This window comes from Novosphingobium sp. BL-S-34, from assembly GCF_056857015.1.
In genome coordinates this window covers 1,502,629-1,517,746 of the sequence record NZ_CM166473.1, presented here as the reverse complement: position 1 = coordinate 1,517,746, position 15,118 = coordinate 1,502,629, and the positions used below count along the sequence as shown (strand labels likewise).

Sequence of the window (15,118 nt, the reverse complement as noted above, 5' to 3'; positions counted from 1 at the left end):
GGGTGATCGGCGGCACAGCCATACCCTGGTATGGCCGAGGACGCCATTGGACGGGTTGGGGTGGGCTGCCGCTGCTTGGAAAGGGCGTCGGTCGGCTCCCGGCGGGCGCCTTTAGAGCTCGAGCAGTTCGATCTTGCGGATCATGTCGGCGACCGAGATCGACTTCAGCTTCTTGCCGGCGCTCGACCGGTGCATCTTCACCGTCACCTCGGTGATGCCCAGCTCGAACGCGATCTGCTTGTTGAGGAGGCCACGCGCGACGCCGCGCAACACATCGGTTTCGCGCAAGGTGAGCTGCTGCGCGAGCTGTCGGACGGAGTCGCGCTCGCGCTGCTGGAGGCGCCGTTCGCCATCACGTCTGAGCGCATCAGCGACCGCGTCGAGAAGCTCCTGTTCTCGAAAGGGTTTCGATAGGAAGTCGAGGGCGCCAGCCTTCATCGCGCGGACGCTGGTCGGCACGTCAGCATGACCGGTGATGAAGATGATGGGGATGTCGATGCCTTGGTTCGCCAGCTGCGACTGGAGCTCCAGACCGCTTGAGCCGGGGAGCCTCAGGTCGAGCACCAGGCAGCTTGGGCAATCAGGAAGCGTATCGCTCAGCATTTCGGCCGTCGTTCCATAGACGACCGCCCGCATGCCGACGGACTCGAACATGTCGGTCAGGCTCTCACGGATGTCGGGATCGTCGTCGACGACCAGGACCACTGGCTTCTGAACCGTGCCAATACCACTGGCCGCCTTCGCTTGACTCAACAACGCGGCCTCCATTTTAGCTGTGTCCTAAGTTGCCTGATATCGACCATAGATGCCAGCTATGTCGATCGAGCGACACAATACTTCGGTATGGGGTCTGGCGTCGTAGCCAATTCGGCATACCCAGTGAGGCTGCACCCATACCGGGGTAGGTCTGGCTGACCCGGCTCAATCCGCCATCCTTAGGCGAGCAAGGCCCCCTCCGGTGGGCAATCGCCGAATGAGGATGATTGAGCATGAAGGCAGCAGTTTTGAACGCAAACGAGGTCCGCTTCGACATCGAGGAGGTCCGCATCGACGCGCCGATGGGCCGCGAGGTCCTGGTCGACGTGAAGGCGTGCGGTCTCTGCCACTCGGACCTCCACCTCGCCGAGGCCAACTACGGCACGCCGCTCCCGGCGGTTCTCGGTCACGAGTTGGCCGGCGTGGTGCGGGAGGTCGGTCCCGATGTCCGCGAGTTGAAGGTCGGTGACCATGTGGTCGGCTCGCTCGTTCAGTTCTGCGGTCATTGCGTGTCGTGTTTGTCAGGCCGCACCTACCAGTGCGAGCATCCCGAGGAGACGATGCGGGCCGCCAGCGATGGTCAGCGGCTCACCCGCTCCTCCGACGACACGCCAGTCTACACCGGCTGGGGCATCGCTGCGTTCGCCGAGCAGACCCTCGTCCATGAGAACCAGTTGGTGAAGATCCCCGACGAGGTGCCGTTTCCGCAGGCTTCTGTTCTGGGCTGCGGCGTGATCACCGGCGCGGGCGCCGCGATCAACTCAGCAGACCTGAAGACCGGCGACACGGTCGTGGTCATCGGTATCGGCGGAGTGGGTCTGAACGCGATCGCAGGCGCGAAGCTCGCGGGCGCCTCACACATCATCGCGATCGACAACCAGCCCGCCAAGGAGGCGTTGGCCCGCAAGTTCGGCGCGACCGATTTCATCAATTCTGGCGAGGGTGATCCCGTTCCTGCCGTCAAGGCGATCCTGCCGCGCGGCGCAGACCATGCCTTCGAGGTCATTGGTCTCCCGGTCACGTCGGAACTCGCCGTCGCCGTCGTCCGTCCCGGCGGTGCTGCATATCTCATCGGTCTGCATCGTCCCGGCCAGACCTTCCCGGTCGCGGGTCTCGACGTGATCGTCCGGCAGATCGAGCTGAAGGGCGTGTTCATGGGGTCGAGCAACATCAAGCACGACATCCCGATGTATGCGGATCTATATCTCCAAGGCCGTTTCAATCTCGACGATCTGATATCGCGGGAGGTGAACATCTCCGAGATCAACGAAGCCTATGAGGACCTGAAGCACGGCGCGATCGCCCGCTCGGTCATTACCTCGTTCTGATCAGCAATGTGATGAAGCTGTATATCTATTCGGGTGCGAAGTCGCTTTCGGTGTCCAGCTCCGCGTCCTTAACTCCAAGCTGCTGCACGAGAGGCGAAACATGGACGATCTGACATTCTCGATCGGCGGGGACCTGAAGGTCTCCCGTCTCGGATACGGCGCCATGCGGGTGACGGGGCCGGGCATCTGGGGGCCTCCAGCCGACCGGGAGAAGGTTCTCGCGACGCTCCGCCGAATCCCCGAACTTGGCATCAATCTGATCGACACCGCCGACAGCTACGGTCCAGGCGTGTCGGAGCCGCTGATCCGCGAGGCGCTTTTCCCCTATCCCTCGGGCTTGCACATTGCGACGAAGGCCGGTCTGACCCGCCCAGGACCCGATCAATGGGTGCCCCGCGGGGATCCCGAATATCTCCTGACGCAGGCGCTGCGCAGCCGCGAGGCGCTGGAAGTAGAACGGATCGACCTCTGGCAGCTCCATCGGATCGACCGGCAGGTGCCTCGCGACGAGCAGTTCGCAGTCATCAGGCAGCTGATGGACACGGGCGTCATTCGCCATGCGGGGCTTAGCGAGGTAAGCATTGACGATATCGAGGCCGCCCGCGCGGTCTTTCCGGTCGCCACGGTGCAGAATCGCTATAATCTTGCGGATCGCGGCAGTGAGGACGTGCTCGACTACTGCGACGCGAACGGCATCGGGTTTATTCCCTGGTTCCCCCTGGCTGCTGGTCGGCTTACGGAACCGGGGTCGATTCTTGAGCGGATCGCTGCGCGTTACGGTGTTGGCTCGGGCCAGATAGCGATCGCTTGGCTTCTGCGGCGGAGCCGAGTGATCCTGCCCATCCCGGGAACCTCATCGGTCAAGCATTTGGAGGAGAACGTCCGAGCCCTCTCCATCACCTTGACCGACGAGGAGTTCGAGCAGCTTGATGCCGCTGGCCGATAGTCGCGCCAACCCAGTTATTAGGGCATTGATGCTCTCGTAGACGCTCCGGCCTGCATCGTCAGACGGCGAAGTCGGAGCTTCGTGTGACGTCGGCCCATTTCAGGTCCGACGCGGCGACAGCCTCTGCAGCCTTGTTGGAGAATTCCAGCGCATCGCTGCCAAGCAGAAGTTCGACCGGTGTGTCGTGTTTTCCAGCGATCTCCAAGAGAATCTGCGCAATCCGCGCCGGATCCGAGGTCTCTTTGCCGCTATTGGAGCGAAGCATGTCCGTCCTTCGGCCCACGGTCGCCTCGTATGGCTCGCTCGGCCTCGGCGATTTCATCGATGATCCCGCCCAGTCGGTGCGGATGCCCCCCGGCTGCACGACGGTGTCCTTGATCCCAAGTGGTCCCACCTCCTGCGCAAGGACGAGGGAGAAGCCCCGAACTGCGAATTTTGCGCTCTGGTAGGCAGAAAGTCCTGCGACCGCCAGACGGGCCCCGACCGACGCGATCTGGAGGATGTGACCGGTGCCCTGCTCCCGCACGATCGGCAGGATGGCGCGCGTCACGTTCACCACACCGAAGAAGTTCGTCTCAATTTGTCGTCTGAAGTCTTCGGACGTCATGTCTTCAACGGATGCGACATCGGCGTAGCCGGCATTGTTCACCAGCACGTCTACACCGCCAAAGGCACGGATTCCGCGCTTCACCGCGTTGATCACCATCGCCTCATCCGTGACGTCGAGTTCGACGGCGAGCATCCGATCCGGATAGTCGGCCTCGAGTTCGGCCAGCGCCGAGACATCGCGGGCGGTCGCCACTACCTGATCCCCGGCTCGAAGGGCCGCCGACACGATTTCCCGGCCGAGCCCCCGTGCACTGCCGGTCACGAACCATGTGCGCCGGGAAGGTTCACCGTCCAGTTCCCGTTCGGGGTGCGCGCTGAGTTGAATGACGTCGCTTGTGGGGAAGGTCTCTTCGAGTGCCTCGTCGAGAGCGGCATCTTGCTGCGCCTTCTCATCGACCGGACGATCGTGCTCTCGGTGATCCATCGCTAAGCTCCTGGGTATGTTTGACACCGATATCGCGTTGTCCGGTGGGCGAGCCAACCTGACCGATGGTATGCATTCCGGTGGAGGAGACATCGCTTGCATCCGATCTGCCATGCATGGATGAATGATTGGCAGTATGGCTGGACGGCACTCCGTAGATCGAATTAATTGGGATGACGTCAGGCTCTTCCTCGAGATCGCGCGGGCGGGCACGCTGACCTCCGCTGCGCGCCATTTGCGGCTCAGCCTACCGATGGCTGACCACAGGCTCCGCGCGTAATAGGGGGCGGTGGGTTCGGCATTGTTTCAGCGGTCGGCTCCCGGCTTCCTACTGACGGATGAGGGAGAGCCGACGCGCCGCCGTCCCGCGAGCTCTGGCTCGGCTGTCACGAGGATTTGAGGCACCTCAGGCGTTTGAGGGTCCTTATCGAGCACCTGACGGAGCAGCTCCCGCCCGAGATCTGAAGCTCCGCCCGCCATACCGAGGTAAGGGGCTCCATCATCTTCCGTAGAATGGTTCGGTCCTCGATCACCGGGCAAGATGAAGGGACCGCAAGGATCGGCCCCTTTCAATCGGAGCCCCGACATCATGTTCGAGATCAAAGCCACCGCCGCGCCGGACGCTCCCGCAAGCGCTTCGCCGTTCACTCCGCTTCAGTGGCTCGTAATCGCGATGGGCTCGCGACCCGGATCGTTGCCGCTAGCCTGCTCACCGTTCGGCCAAGCGCTGGTCGGTCTCGTCGGCGGCGACGAGCCGGAAGGCCCGTGCCTGGAGACGCTCCGCCACACCGCGCGCATCGCGGGCCGGTGCGGCTGGGGAATCCCGAGCGCCGAGGTCGGGCGCTTCCTCATGGCCGGCTGGTCGGAGGATCAGCTAGAGGCGCTCATTGAAAGCGTGAGCGATCCGCGGCCATGCGAAACTGAACGGCGGACGTTCGATAACGGCGATGGCGCGCTGCTCGGCCACCCCCGATTTGCGCTGGGAACCAATATCATGGAGATGCCGATATAAAGGCCGTGAGCTACAACGAGGCGGGAGCAATCGACCGTGTCGATTTCCTCCTGGATCTGGAGATCCCACAACCGCTGCCGGGGCCGCGTGGCATCCTCGTCTGGGTCAAGGCGGTGTCGGTGAACCCCGTCGACGTCAACCCCGACAGGATTGAGCAGCACAAATTGCCCGAGGAGGTTTTGGCCCTTGTCGACGCGGGCGTCCTGCAGACGCTGACTCGCACCTCGTCACCGATAAATGCCGCCAACCTCAAGGAGGTGCATGGCATCGTCGAGCGCGGCAAAGTCATCGGCAAGACCGTGATCGAAGGCTTCTGATAATCGTCCGGCTCGGCATGGATACGCGCCGCCGGGCGACTTGAACCTTGATGCGTTCGCGCTCCGAAGACCTTTCGTCGAGGCGCAGAGGAGAGCACGAGCAGGACCTACGCCCCCTGACCCACAGGGCCCGCCCAAGGTGCGAGCGCCTTGGACTTTCGCGCTGATCGCCTTCATGCGAGACCCGACGTCGCGATCGATGTTAACTGGGGATATGCAGCGCTGCTGGTTTCACTGCGGAACCTGTTGCCCGAGAAACAGCCGCACCTTCACCATAAGACCTGCTGGAAACCCTTGCGTTCAGGCATGGTGAGGAGGGCAGCTGCCCGCTGCCCCTTCGATAAGTCTTATCAGTTCGTTCGGATCGAAAGGCTTCTTCAGTAGGGCAAGGCAACCCACTCCGATGGCTTCCTTGCGCGCGGTCTCGTTGGCGAACGCAGTGATAAGTATCACGGGTGTCGAGTTCCCGCTTGCTCTAAGCCTCCTGATGGTCTCGATCCCGGTAATGCCCGGCATGTGATAGTCCGTGACTATCATGTCCGGTTGAAATTCCCCTTGGTCTTCGAGGAACGCGCTCCCGTCAGCATAGCATTTCACCACATGGGAGAAGCTGGATAGGAGATCGTCGAGCGCGAGCCTGATTTCATCGTCATCGTCGATGACGGCTATGCGCAGGGACAGTGACATCGCGGCTCCAGGCAGACGGAAGACCGGACGGTCAACAACATAGAGTAAGCCCCGGCCGCATGTCTCGGCAACCAATACCACGGTATGGGTCGGGTCTGTGCGTCCGGGGCTGTAGATTGAGAGTTATTCTGTCGGGCATGCCCTGACGGTGTGTTCCATGTGATTCGATCGGCAGAGATGGTCGAGAGTCGAAGGAGACCGTCTTTTGAGTGAAGCGTTACCGCCGGTTAGGTCGCGGAAGTTGATTGCGATCGTGGACGACGATGAGGATGTGGCGTCGGCGCTTGGCAGCCTGGTTGAGAGCATGGGGATCGATGCGACCCTCTTTGCGTCCGCGGACCTTTTTCTATCTGATCGGGAGGACGCCTTCGACCTGGTGATCAGCGACGTGCAGATGCCCGGCCGGAGCGGCCTCGATCTTGCGAAGCATCTCAAGGCCGAGTGCCTGCCGATCATCCTGATAACGGCGTTTCCGAGCGTCGAGATCGAGCGTCAGGCGCATCTGCATGGCGTCTGGTGCTTCATACGGAAGCCGTTCGATCCGGACGAATTGATAGACTGCATAGAGCGAGCGCTCGCCGGATAGCCGGATTTCAAACGTCAGAGGGGTTGCACCCGGGAGCACGAATTCATGGAGACGATTGGCAGAGATCTGCAGGAGATGCAGCGGACGCCGCTGTCGGCGTCGCACGTCGAGGCGCTGCGTGCGGCTGGAGCTCTGCGTGAATACCCGGCCGGGGTCTTCCTCGCGAAACCCGGCGAACCGGCCGATCGCTTCATCTACGTGATCGATGGCGAAATCGAGGTGGTGAACCCGCTCACCGAGGAGCGGCATCTTCCCTACACCCTCGGCCCGGCCCAGTTCATGGGTGAGATCGCATTCCTGGACGGTGGTAACTGGACGATGCTCCTCCGGACGTCGCGACCCACGCAGGTCATCGAGGTGGATCGCGCCGAGATGCTGCGGCTGATGGCCCACATCCCGGAGATGTCGGACATCATCATCACGGTGTTCGCGGCGCGGCGTCGGCGCCAGCTCGACACTAGGGACAGCGTGCTCATCCTCATCGGCGCGGACGAGGATCGGCTGATCGGCCGGATCGAGGATTTCGCCAGCCGCAACCGGATCCCATTCGCCTCGCTTCCCGCAGAGAGTGACGAGGCGATCCACGCCGCCCGCAGCTGCGCCATCGAGGCGGCCGGCCCGATGGTCATCTTCGGCAGGGCGGTCGTCGAGGATCCGACACCGGAGTCCATCGCGCGGCTGCTGGGTCTGGGGCGCGATCTCGTCGATGACGAAGCCTTCGACGTCGTGATCATCGGCGGTGGTCCGGCGGGCGTCGCCGCTGGCGTGTATGCCGGTGCCGAAGGCCTCAGCGCCCTCGTCGTCGAGGACACCGCGGTGGGCGGGCAGGCCGGGACGTCGAGCAGGATCGAGAACTACATGGGATTCCCGACCGGCATCTCCGGTGCGGACCTCGTCTGGCGAGGCGAGGTGCAGGCGATGAAGTTCGGCACCAGGTTCGTCGTGCCCCGCCGCGTAAGTGTGCTCGAGCGGCTGGATGACGGAGACTATTGCGCCACGTTCGACAACGGTCAGCGGGTCCGGGCCAGGGCCGTCGTCGTCGCGACGGGCGTGCAGTATCGCCGCCTTCCGATTCAGGGGCTTGCCCAGTTGGAAGGCGCCGGCGTCTACTACGCTGCGACCGAGAACGAGGCACGCAGCTGTCATGACGGCGCGGTGGTAGTGATCGGCGGGGGAAACTCTGCGGGCCAGGCAGCCATGTATCTCAGCCGGTCCGCCCGTCACGTCACGCTTCTCGTGCGCGGCCGAAGCCTCGCGGCGTCGATGTCGAGCTATCTCTCCAGCAGACTCGAGGCTGATCCGGCGATCACGATCGAATACGGGGCCGAGGTGGTTTCGCTGGAAGGGGAAGTGCGCCTGCAACGGGTGACCGTGCGAAACGCCGAGGACGGTGCCGAACGGAGCGTTGATGCATGCTCGCTGTTCATCATGGTCGGTGCCGCGCCCAACACGGACTGGCTATCGGATCTCGTCCAACTCGACGACAAGGGCTTCGTCGTGACAGGGGAGGCGGCCCACGGTGCATCCTCGTTCGCCACGTCGTGTCCCGGGATCTTCGCCGTGGGCGACGTTCGTGCTCGCTCGGTGAAGCGGGTCGCATCCTCGGTGGGCGAAGGCTCCGTGGTCATTTCGCAGGTGTGGGACTATCTGAATCCGAACATCGGTCGGTAGGCCCTCTCATTCTCCGGCGGTCGCGCGCGATGTTCCCCACTCCATACCAACGTATGCAGCGCCCACGCCGGTGTTCCGGTGCACCGCGCTCCAACGACGCGCTATCGAAGTCACTGTGAGCTAATGCCTTTCGGGGGCGCCAGTCCGCGGGTGCGAGGAAGTGATGTCCGAAAGGGATCGGGCTGATCTTTTCGCCCGGGTGGCCACCGCTGATCGGGTTGAGTGGAGTGACTCATATGAATCCGCGCCCGTTGCACCTCGCCGAAGACGTCTTGGCGGCTTCCGAGATGAACCATCGCATCGCCAACAATCTGGCGCTTATCGCAGCCATCGTCGAACTCGATAGCCGGTGCGTGGACGATCCGGTGGCCGCCGGCGTGCTCGCCGCGACGCAGCGCCGGATCCAGGCCGTGGCGAGCGTCCACCGGCGCCTCTATCGGGAAGTCGAACTCGATACGATCAATCTGGGAGTCTTCCTGGATGATCTCGGAGACTCCCTTCGCGCTTTGGTGTCCGATAGCCGGGACTGCCGCACGATCACGGTGAGGGCGGATGACTTCGATCTTCCGAATGAGCATGCCGCCGCCTTTGCAATCCTCGTGACGGAGTTGGTCGGGAACGCGTGCAAACACGCCTACAAGGTCGATGTCCCCGGTGAGGTCCGCGTCATCTTCGATGTCACTCCCTCTGGGGACTGGACGCTGGCCGTCGAGGACGATGGCGTCGGCATCGGCCATCACCACGGTGGATCGCACGGGCTTGGCTCGCACATCATTCAGGCGGTGTCACGCAAGCTGGGTGGTCAGCATGCCTGGGAGAGCGCCAGCCCGGGCACCCGTTTCATGATGTGGACCGGCGAACGCCCGACAGCTGGTTTTTCGTCTAAGGCCGTTACCATCATGGGTCAGGTCTGCGAACGCGGTTAAGTTGCGATCCTGCGAATGGAGCTGAAATGAAGATCGACCAACGTCTGGATGAGGCCATTGCGGAGAAGACGGCGGAGGGCCGGTTCAAGCTCGCTGTTACCGCGGGCGGCGCGCAGTTCATGGCCGACGAGCCGGTCGCTGCGGGCGGGCTCGGGTCCGGACCCAGTCCGTATCAGCTTCTCGCGTCGGCCTTGGCCGCCTGCACAACGATGACCCTTCTCCTCTACATCGAGCGGAAGGGGTGGGACGTGAAGGTGCGTTGCACCGCAGTGGGGCATCGCCGGGACGAAGCATGCGATCCCCCCGACGTATTCACGCGCAGGATCGAGTTCGAAGGCGAGGTGGAGTCTACCCAGCGAAGCCGCCTCCTGGAGATCGCCGACCGCTGCCCGGTGCATCGGACTTTGACGAGAGGGGCGTCGGTCGTCACGACGGACGCTGACATGCCGACCGCAGCGCCCGCTACTTCGCACATGGCGGACATGGAAGCGCTGATCGCCGTCGGCAGGGGTTCCTTCGACTTCACCGAGACTGCCTGAGCGGCCGTCGGGTCGGACTCCGCCCCGTCGTCGTGCCGCGCCAATGGCCGGTCAATCCGCGATCTTCGAGATCGCTGCCAGGAAAAGTGGGGCGGCCTGTGAGGGCCGCCCCTAGTCTTGGAGAGGATGCTCCTTGGGGGGAAGGAGCCAATCGAACATGCAGTCCCTTGGCCATCAGGGCCATCATACGGTGGTATCGGTGGGTTCATCAGAGCAGCGGCCTGATCACGTTCCAATGTTTTTTCCTCCGATACATTGGTATGTAGAAGCAATATCGCGACATTCCTAAAGTAGATTGTCTGCGGAGTGGCGTCTATAGATCACGTCACTTGGTATATCCATTACCTTGGTATTGTAATAACCTGCCGGTGAAATCGCTAATCAGACTCCAGTGGCCGACATTCGGCGCTTATTAGGAGTCTCCCCATGTATCAGAAGATTTTTGCCGCTGTCGCCGCGGTGTCGGCCATCGGCTTCAGCGTGCCGGCGTTCGCACAGGCGGACGAGCCCTTCGTCGGCCCGCGCGTCACGGTCATCGGTGGCTGGGACCGCATCGACCATGACGGCGAGAACGGCTCGGGCTTCGTCTATGGCGGCAACGCCGGATACGACATCGCGATCGGCAACGTCCGCCTGGCACCGGAAGTCGAAGTTACCGGCACCACGCAGAAGTCCTGCTTCGCCGAGACGGGTGGCCGCCGCTGCGAGCGTGCGGATCGCGATTTCTACGCCGGTGGTCGCATCGGCTACGTCGTGGCGCCGAGCGTCCTCCTCTACGGCAAGGCGGGCTACACGAATGCCCGGTTCACGGATCGCTTCACCCCGGCGACGGGAAGCACGGCGGTCGCGTTCGAGCGGCGCGACAACCGGTCGGGCTTCCGGCTCGGCGCGGGCGTCGAATACGCCCTGACCCAGAGCTTCTTCGTCACCGGCGAGTATCGCTACTCGAACTATTCCGACGACTTCTCGCGCAACCAGATCATCGGCGGCGTCGGCTTCCGCTTCTGAGCGAGGTCGGGGCCGGCCGCGGCACCGTCCGAAGTGCCGGCCCTGACATACCGTCGTCTAGATTGCCGATATCGGCTCACGCCGGGAAGCTGGCGACCTTCGCGATAGAAGCGCCTGGTCCATCGGGCGGCGCGAGAGGTCTGAGGGGCCACGTCCATGACTGCCGCACGTTCCGAGTATCGCTTCTCACCGGAGGAGAAGCCTCTTTTTCCCGGTGCTCCCTATTCTGCGCGGCACACTCGTCGAAATCGGGTGCTCTACGCGGTCTCGGCCGGCGTGATGGCTCTGGGTAGCGGTCTCGGCAACGGGATGATTACGGCCAACCTCACGTCGATCTCGGGCGACATGGGTCTCTACGTCGCAGAGGCCAATCTCCTGCTGGCAGTCTACGTGGCGTTCAACGCGACAGCCAATCTCATGCTCGTGAAGGCGAGGGTGCAGTTCGGCATCACGGCGACGATGCACGTCGTTCTCGGGGCGCTGATGCTGGCCCAGATCATCCAGATCCTGCATCCGTCGCTGGGCACGGCCATCCTCGCACGGGCCATCAGCGGCATCGCCGCCGGCGGCCTCACCACGCTCTCGCTATACAACATCTTCCAGGTGTTCCCGGTGAAGATGCGCCCGATCGCAGCCGTGGTCGGCTTCAGCCTTCCGCAGCTGGCCGTCCCGCTCGCCCGGATGTTTCCGCTGTCCGCCATCGCGCCGATGGGATGGCAGGGGCTTCACATGGTGGAGTTCGCCTTGGCGCTGGGTGCGTGGGCGATGCTCAATCTCATCCCCTTGCCGCCGGTCGAGCGCGGAAAGGCGTTCGAGCCACTCGATGCGGTGACAGCCGTGCTGGTGATCACCGCGATGCTGCTGATCTGCACCGTGCTGTCCCTCGGTCGGTTCTACTGGTGGACCGATGCCGCCTGGCTTGGATGGGCGTTGGCCGCCTCGATTCCGCTGCTTGGCCTCGCGCTTCTCATCGAGGACAAGCGGGCGCGGCCTCTTCTCTGGGTCCGGTGGTATGGCACCAGCGACATCCTGTTCTTCATGCTCATCGCTGTCGTCGTGCGGCTCGGACTGAGTGAACAGACCTATGCCGCGGTGGGACTGCTGACACTCGGCGGGCTCACCAGCGACCAGTTGCATCCCCTGTTCGCTACGGTGTTCGTGGCGATGGCGGCTGGCATCGCCACGGTCGCGCTCACGCTGAAGGCGGAGCGCATCGTCACGATGATCATGGCGGCCGCCTTCATCATCGGTTTGGGTGCCTGGCTGGACACGCACTCCACGAGCCTCACCCGACCTCCGGAACTGTATCTGAGCCAGGCGCTTCTCGGCTTTGGCACGACGCTGTTCCTCGGCCCGGCGCTCATGTTCGGCATAGGCCACATCATCAAACGCGGCCCCAACTACCTGGTGAGCTTCGTCGTGCTGTTCAGCACCACGCAGAACGTCGGGGGACTGGCGGGATCGGCGCTGCTCGGCAGCATCCAAGTCATGCGCACGCGGGTCCATTCCGAGCGTCTGGCTGAAGCAATTTCCACCGGAGATCCGGCGTTCATCGAGCGCGTCGGCGGCTACGCGCAGCAGCTTGCTCCGCGCATCGGCGATCCGATCGCGCGGTCGCAGCAGGCGAACGCACTGCTCGGGCAGGCGCTCAACGGTCAGGCGAGCGTCCTCGCCTTCAACGACGCCTTCTGGGTGGTCACGGTCATCGCGTTCGGGATCGGCATTTTCATCGCCGGCGTGACCCTGCGCGACCGGCTACGGAACCGCAGCGTGCCCACGCAGGTGCCGGCATGACCGAGGTATCGCCACCGGCGGCACTGGCGCCGGGTGCCCCGTCTCCCGAACCGGACACGTCCGGCACCACAGGCCCCTGGCATCCGCCACGCCAGAAGCCGGTCGTGACGGTCCTGCTGGCCCTCGCGCTGCTGCTCGCGGTCGCGATCGTGCTTCAGGTCTGGGGCATCGGTCCCTTCTCCGGGAACTCGCAGATGACGGACAACGCCCTGGTCCGCGGCAGGACGGTGGTCATCGCTCCTCAGGTCAGCGGATATGTGAACCGCGTTCTGGTCCGCGACTACGATACGGTCACTTCCGGGCAGGTGCTCGCGCTCATCGACGACGACATCTACCGCGCACGTGTCGAGCAGGCGGAGGCGAACCTCGATGTTCAACTGGCTGCACTCTCCAACAGCCAGCAGGCGCGGGCGTCGCGGGCGTCGGGAATAGCCGGCGAGGACGCCGCTGCCGCCGATGCGTCGGCGCAGCTTCTTCGAGCAAAGGCGGACATGGCTCGCGCCATCGATCTCGTGGGCGACGGCTCGATATCGATGCGGGAGCGCGACGAGACCGCTGCGGCACTGGCGCAGGCGGAATCCGGACTGCGTCAGGCCACGGCCAAGACGGAGATCGCGCGTCAGGACCTGAAGACGATCGACGTCGGCCGGGGTGGCCTGGAGGCGCAGGTGAAAGTGGCCCGGGCACAGTTGCGGCTGGCCCGGATCGATCTGCTCCACACTGTCATCCGGGCACCCGAGGCCGGGCAGCTGGGAGAGATCCACGTCCGACGCGGCCAGTTCGTGACGAATGGAACCGCCTTGCTGGAGATCGTCCCGCCCGAACGGTGGGTGATTGCCCAGTTCAAGGAAGGTCAGACCGACCGGATGGCGATCGGCCAGCGAGCCTCGATCGCCGTGGACGCGCTCGGTGGTCGACGGCTGTCGGGCAGGGTGTCGCACATCGCACCGGCGACTGGCTGGGAGTTCGCGGTCCTGAAGCCCGACAACGCCACCGGCAACTTCGTGAAGGTTCCGCAGAGGCTGGGCATCCTCATCCGCATCGATCAGGGCCAGCCTCTTGCTGCGCGCTTGCGGCCGGGCATGTCGGTCGACGCGCGCGTCGAGCTAGCGGCCACGCCATGAAGTCCTTTCGCGCGCTCTGTCTCGCTTCAGTCCTGGCGGGCTGTGCCGGTCCCCGGCCAGCCGTGCCTCCGCTGGCGAGTGTCGAAGCTCCAGAACGATGGCGCGGGAACGGCGGCACGCCGATTGCCATTGACGGCGAATGGTGGAGGCAGTTCGGCGACCCCGTTCTCGATGCCCTCGTGGCCAAGGCACTCGAGCGAAACACCGACCTGCTGATCGCGGGCACGAAGGTCGCGGAAGCGCGCGCGCAGTTCAGGCAGGCAGCCAGCCGTCTCTTGCCGTCAGTCGGGATCGACGGAAGGGGCGGAAGATCCCGGAGCGTCAACCTGTTCGGCGTGGGCGTCGACCAGACGCAGGCGGCGGGCGAGCTGACAATATCCTACGAGGTTGATCTCTTCGGACGCATCTCCGCGACATCCGATGCCGCCCGGAAGGCGTTCCAGGCGAGCGAGTTCGCGCGGGACGCGACCCGGATTACGCTGACGGCCACGGTCGTCTCCGGATACGCTCTGCTCCGCGGACTGGATGAGCAACTGCTCCTCGTCGAGGAGACGGTGAAGTCGCGGGAGCTCGAGCTCGGGGTGATCCGGCGGCGGACGGACGCCGGCTATGGTTCGAAGCTCGAATTGGCGCAGGCTCAGGCGGCACTTGAGGCGGCTGCGCGGCTCGTTCCAGCAACGAGGCGCTCGATCTCGCAGCAGGAGAATGCGCTGAGCGTGCTAGTCGGGGACATGCCCGGAGAGATACTCAGGGGTGAACGGCTGGAATCGTTGCTGCGCATCGCTGTTCCAGGTGCGTTGCCATCGGAACTCGTCAGGCGGCGGCCGGACATTGCGAAGGCCGAGATGCGATTGGCATCGACCGACCGGAGCCTCGACGCCGCGCGCGCACGCTTTCTCCCGACCCTTCAGCTGAGCGGCACGGTTGGGGGCGTGGCGTCCACTCTCCTCGGTAACCCCATAAGCCTGTTCTCACTGGGTGGATCCATATTGGCGCCACTCTTCCAAGGTGGCGAGCTCCGTGCGCAGGCTGACGCATCGGCGGCACGCCGCGATGCTGCCGCCTTCGCATATCGCGGCACGGTCCTGACGGCCTTCGAGGAGGTGGAGAACGCGATGACAGGAGTGGCTCGGCTTTCCCAGGAGCAGGACGCTCTCGATCGGCAGGTCGTGGCGACGGCGACGGCGCTCGATCTTGCTCGCCGTCGCTACCGATCGGGCTACTCCTCCTATCTCGAACAGCTTGATGCCGAGCGCTCCCTGCTGGAGGTTCGGCTTCAGGCGCTCTCGAACCGGTCCGAACGCGTGACGGCGGTGATTGCGCTCTACAGGAGCTTGGGAGGTGGATGGACGCGTTAGATCGCGGATCAGTGATACCCGCCGGGAGCCTGG

The 15,118-nt window shown here is 64.0% G+C and carries 16 protein-coding genes; 13 read left to right on the top strand and 3 right to left on the bottom strand.

Annotated elements, in window-relative coordinates; all coding sequences use genetic code 11:
* Positions 1–111 precede the first annotated feature (111 nt).
* Positions 112–768 carry a response regulator transcription factor gene (locus tag AC1VV3_RS20530; protein ID WP_431568149.1) on the bottom strand — a complete coding sequence of 219 codons (657 nt, stop codon included), beginning with the start codon at positions 766–768 and terminating at the stop codon, positions 112–114.
* 221 nt (positions 769–989) lie between these two features.
* On the opposite strand from AC1VV3_RS20530, the gene AC1VV3_RS20525 reads away from it, so the two are divergent.
* Both AC1VV3_RS20525 and AC1VV3_RS20520 read left to right on the top strand, forming a co-directional pair.
* Positions 990–2,084, top strand: coding sequence for a Zn-dependent alcohol dehydrogenase (locus tag AC1VV3_RS20525; RefSeq protein WP_482962335.1), 1,095 nt, complete (start codon positions 990–992; stop codon positions 2,082–2,084).
* A 100-nt stretch (positions 2,085–2,184) separates the two neighbouring features.
* Positions 2,185–3,030 carry an aldo/keto reductase gene (locus tag AC1VV3_RS20520; protein ID WP_431568147.1) on the top strand — a complete coding sequence of 282 codons (846 nt, stop codon included), beginning with the start codon at positions 2,185–2,187 and terminating at the stop codon, positions 3,028–3,030.
* 58 nt (positions 3,031–3,088) lie between these two features.
* Here AC1VV3_RS20520 and AC1VV3_RS20515 read toward each other — a convergent pair whose 3' ends face one another.
* Positions 3,089–4,063 carry an SDR family NAD(P)-dependent oxidoreductase gene (locus tag AC1VV3_RS20515; RefSeq protein WP_482962334.1) on the bottom strand — a complete coding sequence of 325 codons (975 nt, stop codon included), beginning with the start codon at positions 4,061–4,063 and terminating at the stop codon, positions 3,089–3,091.
* Between the two features lie 124 nt (positions 4,064–4,187).
* On the opposite strand from AC1VV3_RS20515, the gene AC1VV3_RS20510 reads away from it, so the two are divergent.
* The 3 genes from AC1VV3_RS20510 to AC1VV3_RS20500 all read left to right on the top strand — a co-directional run bounded on the left by AC1VV3_RS20510 (position 4,188) and on the right by AC1VV3_RS20500 (position 5,392).
* A complete protein-coding gene (locus tag AC1VV3_RS20510) occupies positions 4,188–4,343 on the top strand; it encodes a helix-turn-helix domain-containing protein (RefSeq protein ID WP_482962333.1) in 156 nt (51 codons plus the stop codon).
* Positions 4,344–4,652: 309 nt separating this feature from the next.
* Positions 4,653–5,075, top strand: coding sequence for a hypothetical protein (locus tag AC1VV3_RS20505; protein ID WP_431568145.1), 423 nt, complete (start codon positions 4,653–4,655; stop codon positions 5,073–5,075).
* 5 nt (positions 5,076–5,080) lie between these two features.
* On the top strand, positions 5,081–5,392 hold the full coding sequence (locus tag AC1VV3_RS20500) for a hypothetical protein (RefSeq protein ID WP_431568144.1): 312 nt from the start codon (positions 5,081–5,083) through the stop codon (positions 5,390–5,392).
* Between the two features lie 300 nt (positions 5,393–5,692).
* Here the strand turns inward: AC1VV3_RS20500 and AC1VV3_RS20495 are convergent, their stop codons facing one another.
* Entirely contained in the window at positions 5,693–6,079 is a 387-nt protein-coding gene (locus AC1VV3_RS20495; RefSeq protein ID WP_431568143.1) for a response regulator, read from the bottom strand.
* Positions 6,080–6,320: 241 nt separating this feature from the next.
* On the opposite strand from AC1VV3_RS20495, the gene AC1VV3_RS20490 reads away from it, so the two are divergent.
* The 8 genes from AC1VV3_RS20490 (at position 6,321) to AC1VV3_RS20455 (ending at position 15,085) form a co-directional block, all read left to right on the top strand.
* On the top strand, positions 6,321–6,665 hold the full coding sequence (locus AC1VV3_RS20490; protein WP_431568142.1) for a response regulator transcription factor: 345 nt from the start codon (positions 6,321–6,323) through the stop codon (positions 6,663–6,665).
* Positions 6,666–6,710: 45 nt separating this feature from the next.
* Positions 6,711–8,336, top strand: a complete 1,626-nt coding sequence (locus AC1VV3_RS20485; RefSeq protein ID WP_431568141.1) for an FAD-dependent oxidoreductase — start codon at positions 6,711–6,713, stop codon at positions 8,334–8,336.
* Positions 8,337–8,572: 236 nt separating this feature from the next.
* Positions 8,573–9,262, top strand: coding sequence for a sensor histidine kinase (locus AC1VV3_RS20480; protein WP_482962332.1), 690 nt, complete (start codon positions 8,573–8,575; stop codon positions 9,260–9,262).
* 26 nt (positions 9,263–9,288) lie between these two features.
* The gene (locus AC1VV3_RS20475; RefSeq protein WP_431568139.1) at positions 9,289–9,801 is read left to right on the top strand and encodes an OsmC family protein; all 513 of its coding nucleotides are present in this window, start codon (positions 9,289–9,291) and stop codon (positions 9,799–9,801) included.
* Positions 9,802–10,227: 426 nt separating this feature from the next.
* Positions 10,228–10,809, top strand: a complete 582-nt coding sequence (locus AC1VV3_RS20470; RefSeq protein ID WP_431568138.1) for an outer membrane protein — start codon at positions 10,228–10,230, stop codon at positions 10,807–10,809.
* Between the two features lie 156 nt (positions 10,810–10,965).
* A complete protein-coding gene (locus tag AC1VV3_RS20465; protein WP_431568137.1) occupies positions 10,966–12,603 on the top strand; it encodes an MFS transporter in 1,638 nt (545 codons plus the stop codon).
* Positions 12,600–13,727, top strand: coding sequence for an HlyD family secretion protein (locus tag AC1VV3_RS20460; RefSeq protein ID WP_482962331.1), 1,128 nt, complete (start codon positions 12,600–12,602; stop codon positions 13,725–13,727). Before AC1VV3_RS20465 ends, AC1VV3_RS20460 begins: the two co-directional genes overlap by 4 nt.
* Positions 13,724–15,085, top strand: coding sequence for an efflux transporter outer membrane subunit (locus AC1VV3_RS20455; protein ID WP_482962330.1), 1,362 nt, complete (start codon positions 13,724–13,726; stop codon positions 15,083–15,085). The genes AC1VV3_RS20460 and AC1VV3_RS20455 overlap by 4 nt, the downstream gene beginning before the upstream one ends.
* Positions 15,086–15,118: the final 33 nt, after the last annotated feature.

Bases quoted from the DNA above. Each gene is read 5' to 3' on its own strand.
- AC1VV3_RS20530 (WP_431568149.1), bottom strand. From the start codon at position 768: ATGGAGGCCGCGTTGTTGAGTCAAGCGAAGGCGGCCAGTGGTATTGGC.
- AC1VV3_RS20525 (WP_482962335.1), top strand. From the start codon at position 990: ATGAAGGCAGCAGTTTTGAACGCAAACGAGGTCCGCTTCGACATCGAG.
- AC1VV3_RS20520 (WP_431568147.1), top strand. From the start codon at position 2,185: ATGGACGATCTGACATTCTCGATCGGCGGGGACCTGAAGGTCTCCCGT.
- AC1VV3_RS20515 (WP_482962334.1), bottom strand. From the start codon at position 4,063: ATGGATCACCGAGAGCACGATCGTCCGGTCGATGAGAAGGCGCAGCAA.
- AC1VV3_RS20510 (WP_482962333.1), top strand. From the start codon at position 4,188: ATGATTGGCAGTATGGCTGGACGGCACTCCGTAGATCGAATTAATTGG.
- AC1VV3_RS20505 (WP_431568145.1), top strand. From the start codon at position 4,653: ATGTTCGAGATCAAAGCCACCGCCGCGCCGGACGCTCCCGCAAGCGCT.
- AC1VV3_RS20495 (WP_431568143.1), bottom strand. From the start codon at position 6,079: ATGTCACTGTCCCTGCGCATAGCCGTCATCGACGATGACGATGAAATC.
- AC1VV3_RS20485 (WP_431568141.1), top strand. From the start codon at position 6,711: ATGGAGACGATTGGCAGAGATCTGCAGGAGATGCAGCGGACGCCGCTG.
- AC1VV3_RS20480 (WP_482962332.1), top strand. From the start codon at position 8,573: ATGAATCCGCGCCCGTTGCACCTCGCCGAAGACGTCTTGGCGGCTTCC.
- AC1VV3_RS20475 (WP_431568139.1), top strand. From the start codon at position 9,289: ATGAAGATCGACCAACGTCTGGATGAGGCCATTGCGGAGAAGACGGCG.
- AC1VV3_RS20470 (WP_431568138.1), top strand. From the start codon at position 10,228: ATGTATCAGAAGATTTTTGCCGCTGTCGCCGCGGTGTCGGCCATCGGC.
- AC1VV3_RS20465 (WP_431568137.1), top strand. From the start codon at position 10,966: ATGACTGCCGCACGTTCCGAGTATCGCTTCTCACCGGAGGAGAAGCCT.
- AC1VV3_RS20460 (WP_482962331.1), top strand. From the start codon at position 12,600: ATGACCGAGGTATCGCCACCGGCGGCACTGGCGCCGGGTGCCCCGTCT.
- AC1VV3_RS20455 (WP_482962330.1), top strand. From the start codon at position 13,724: ATGAAGTCCTTTCGCGCGCTCTGTCTCGCTTCAGTCCTGGCGGGCTGT.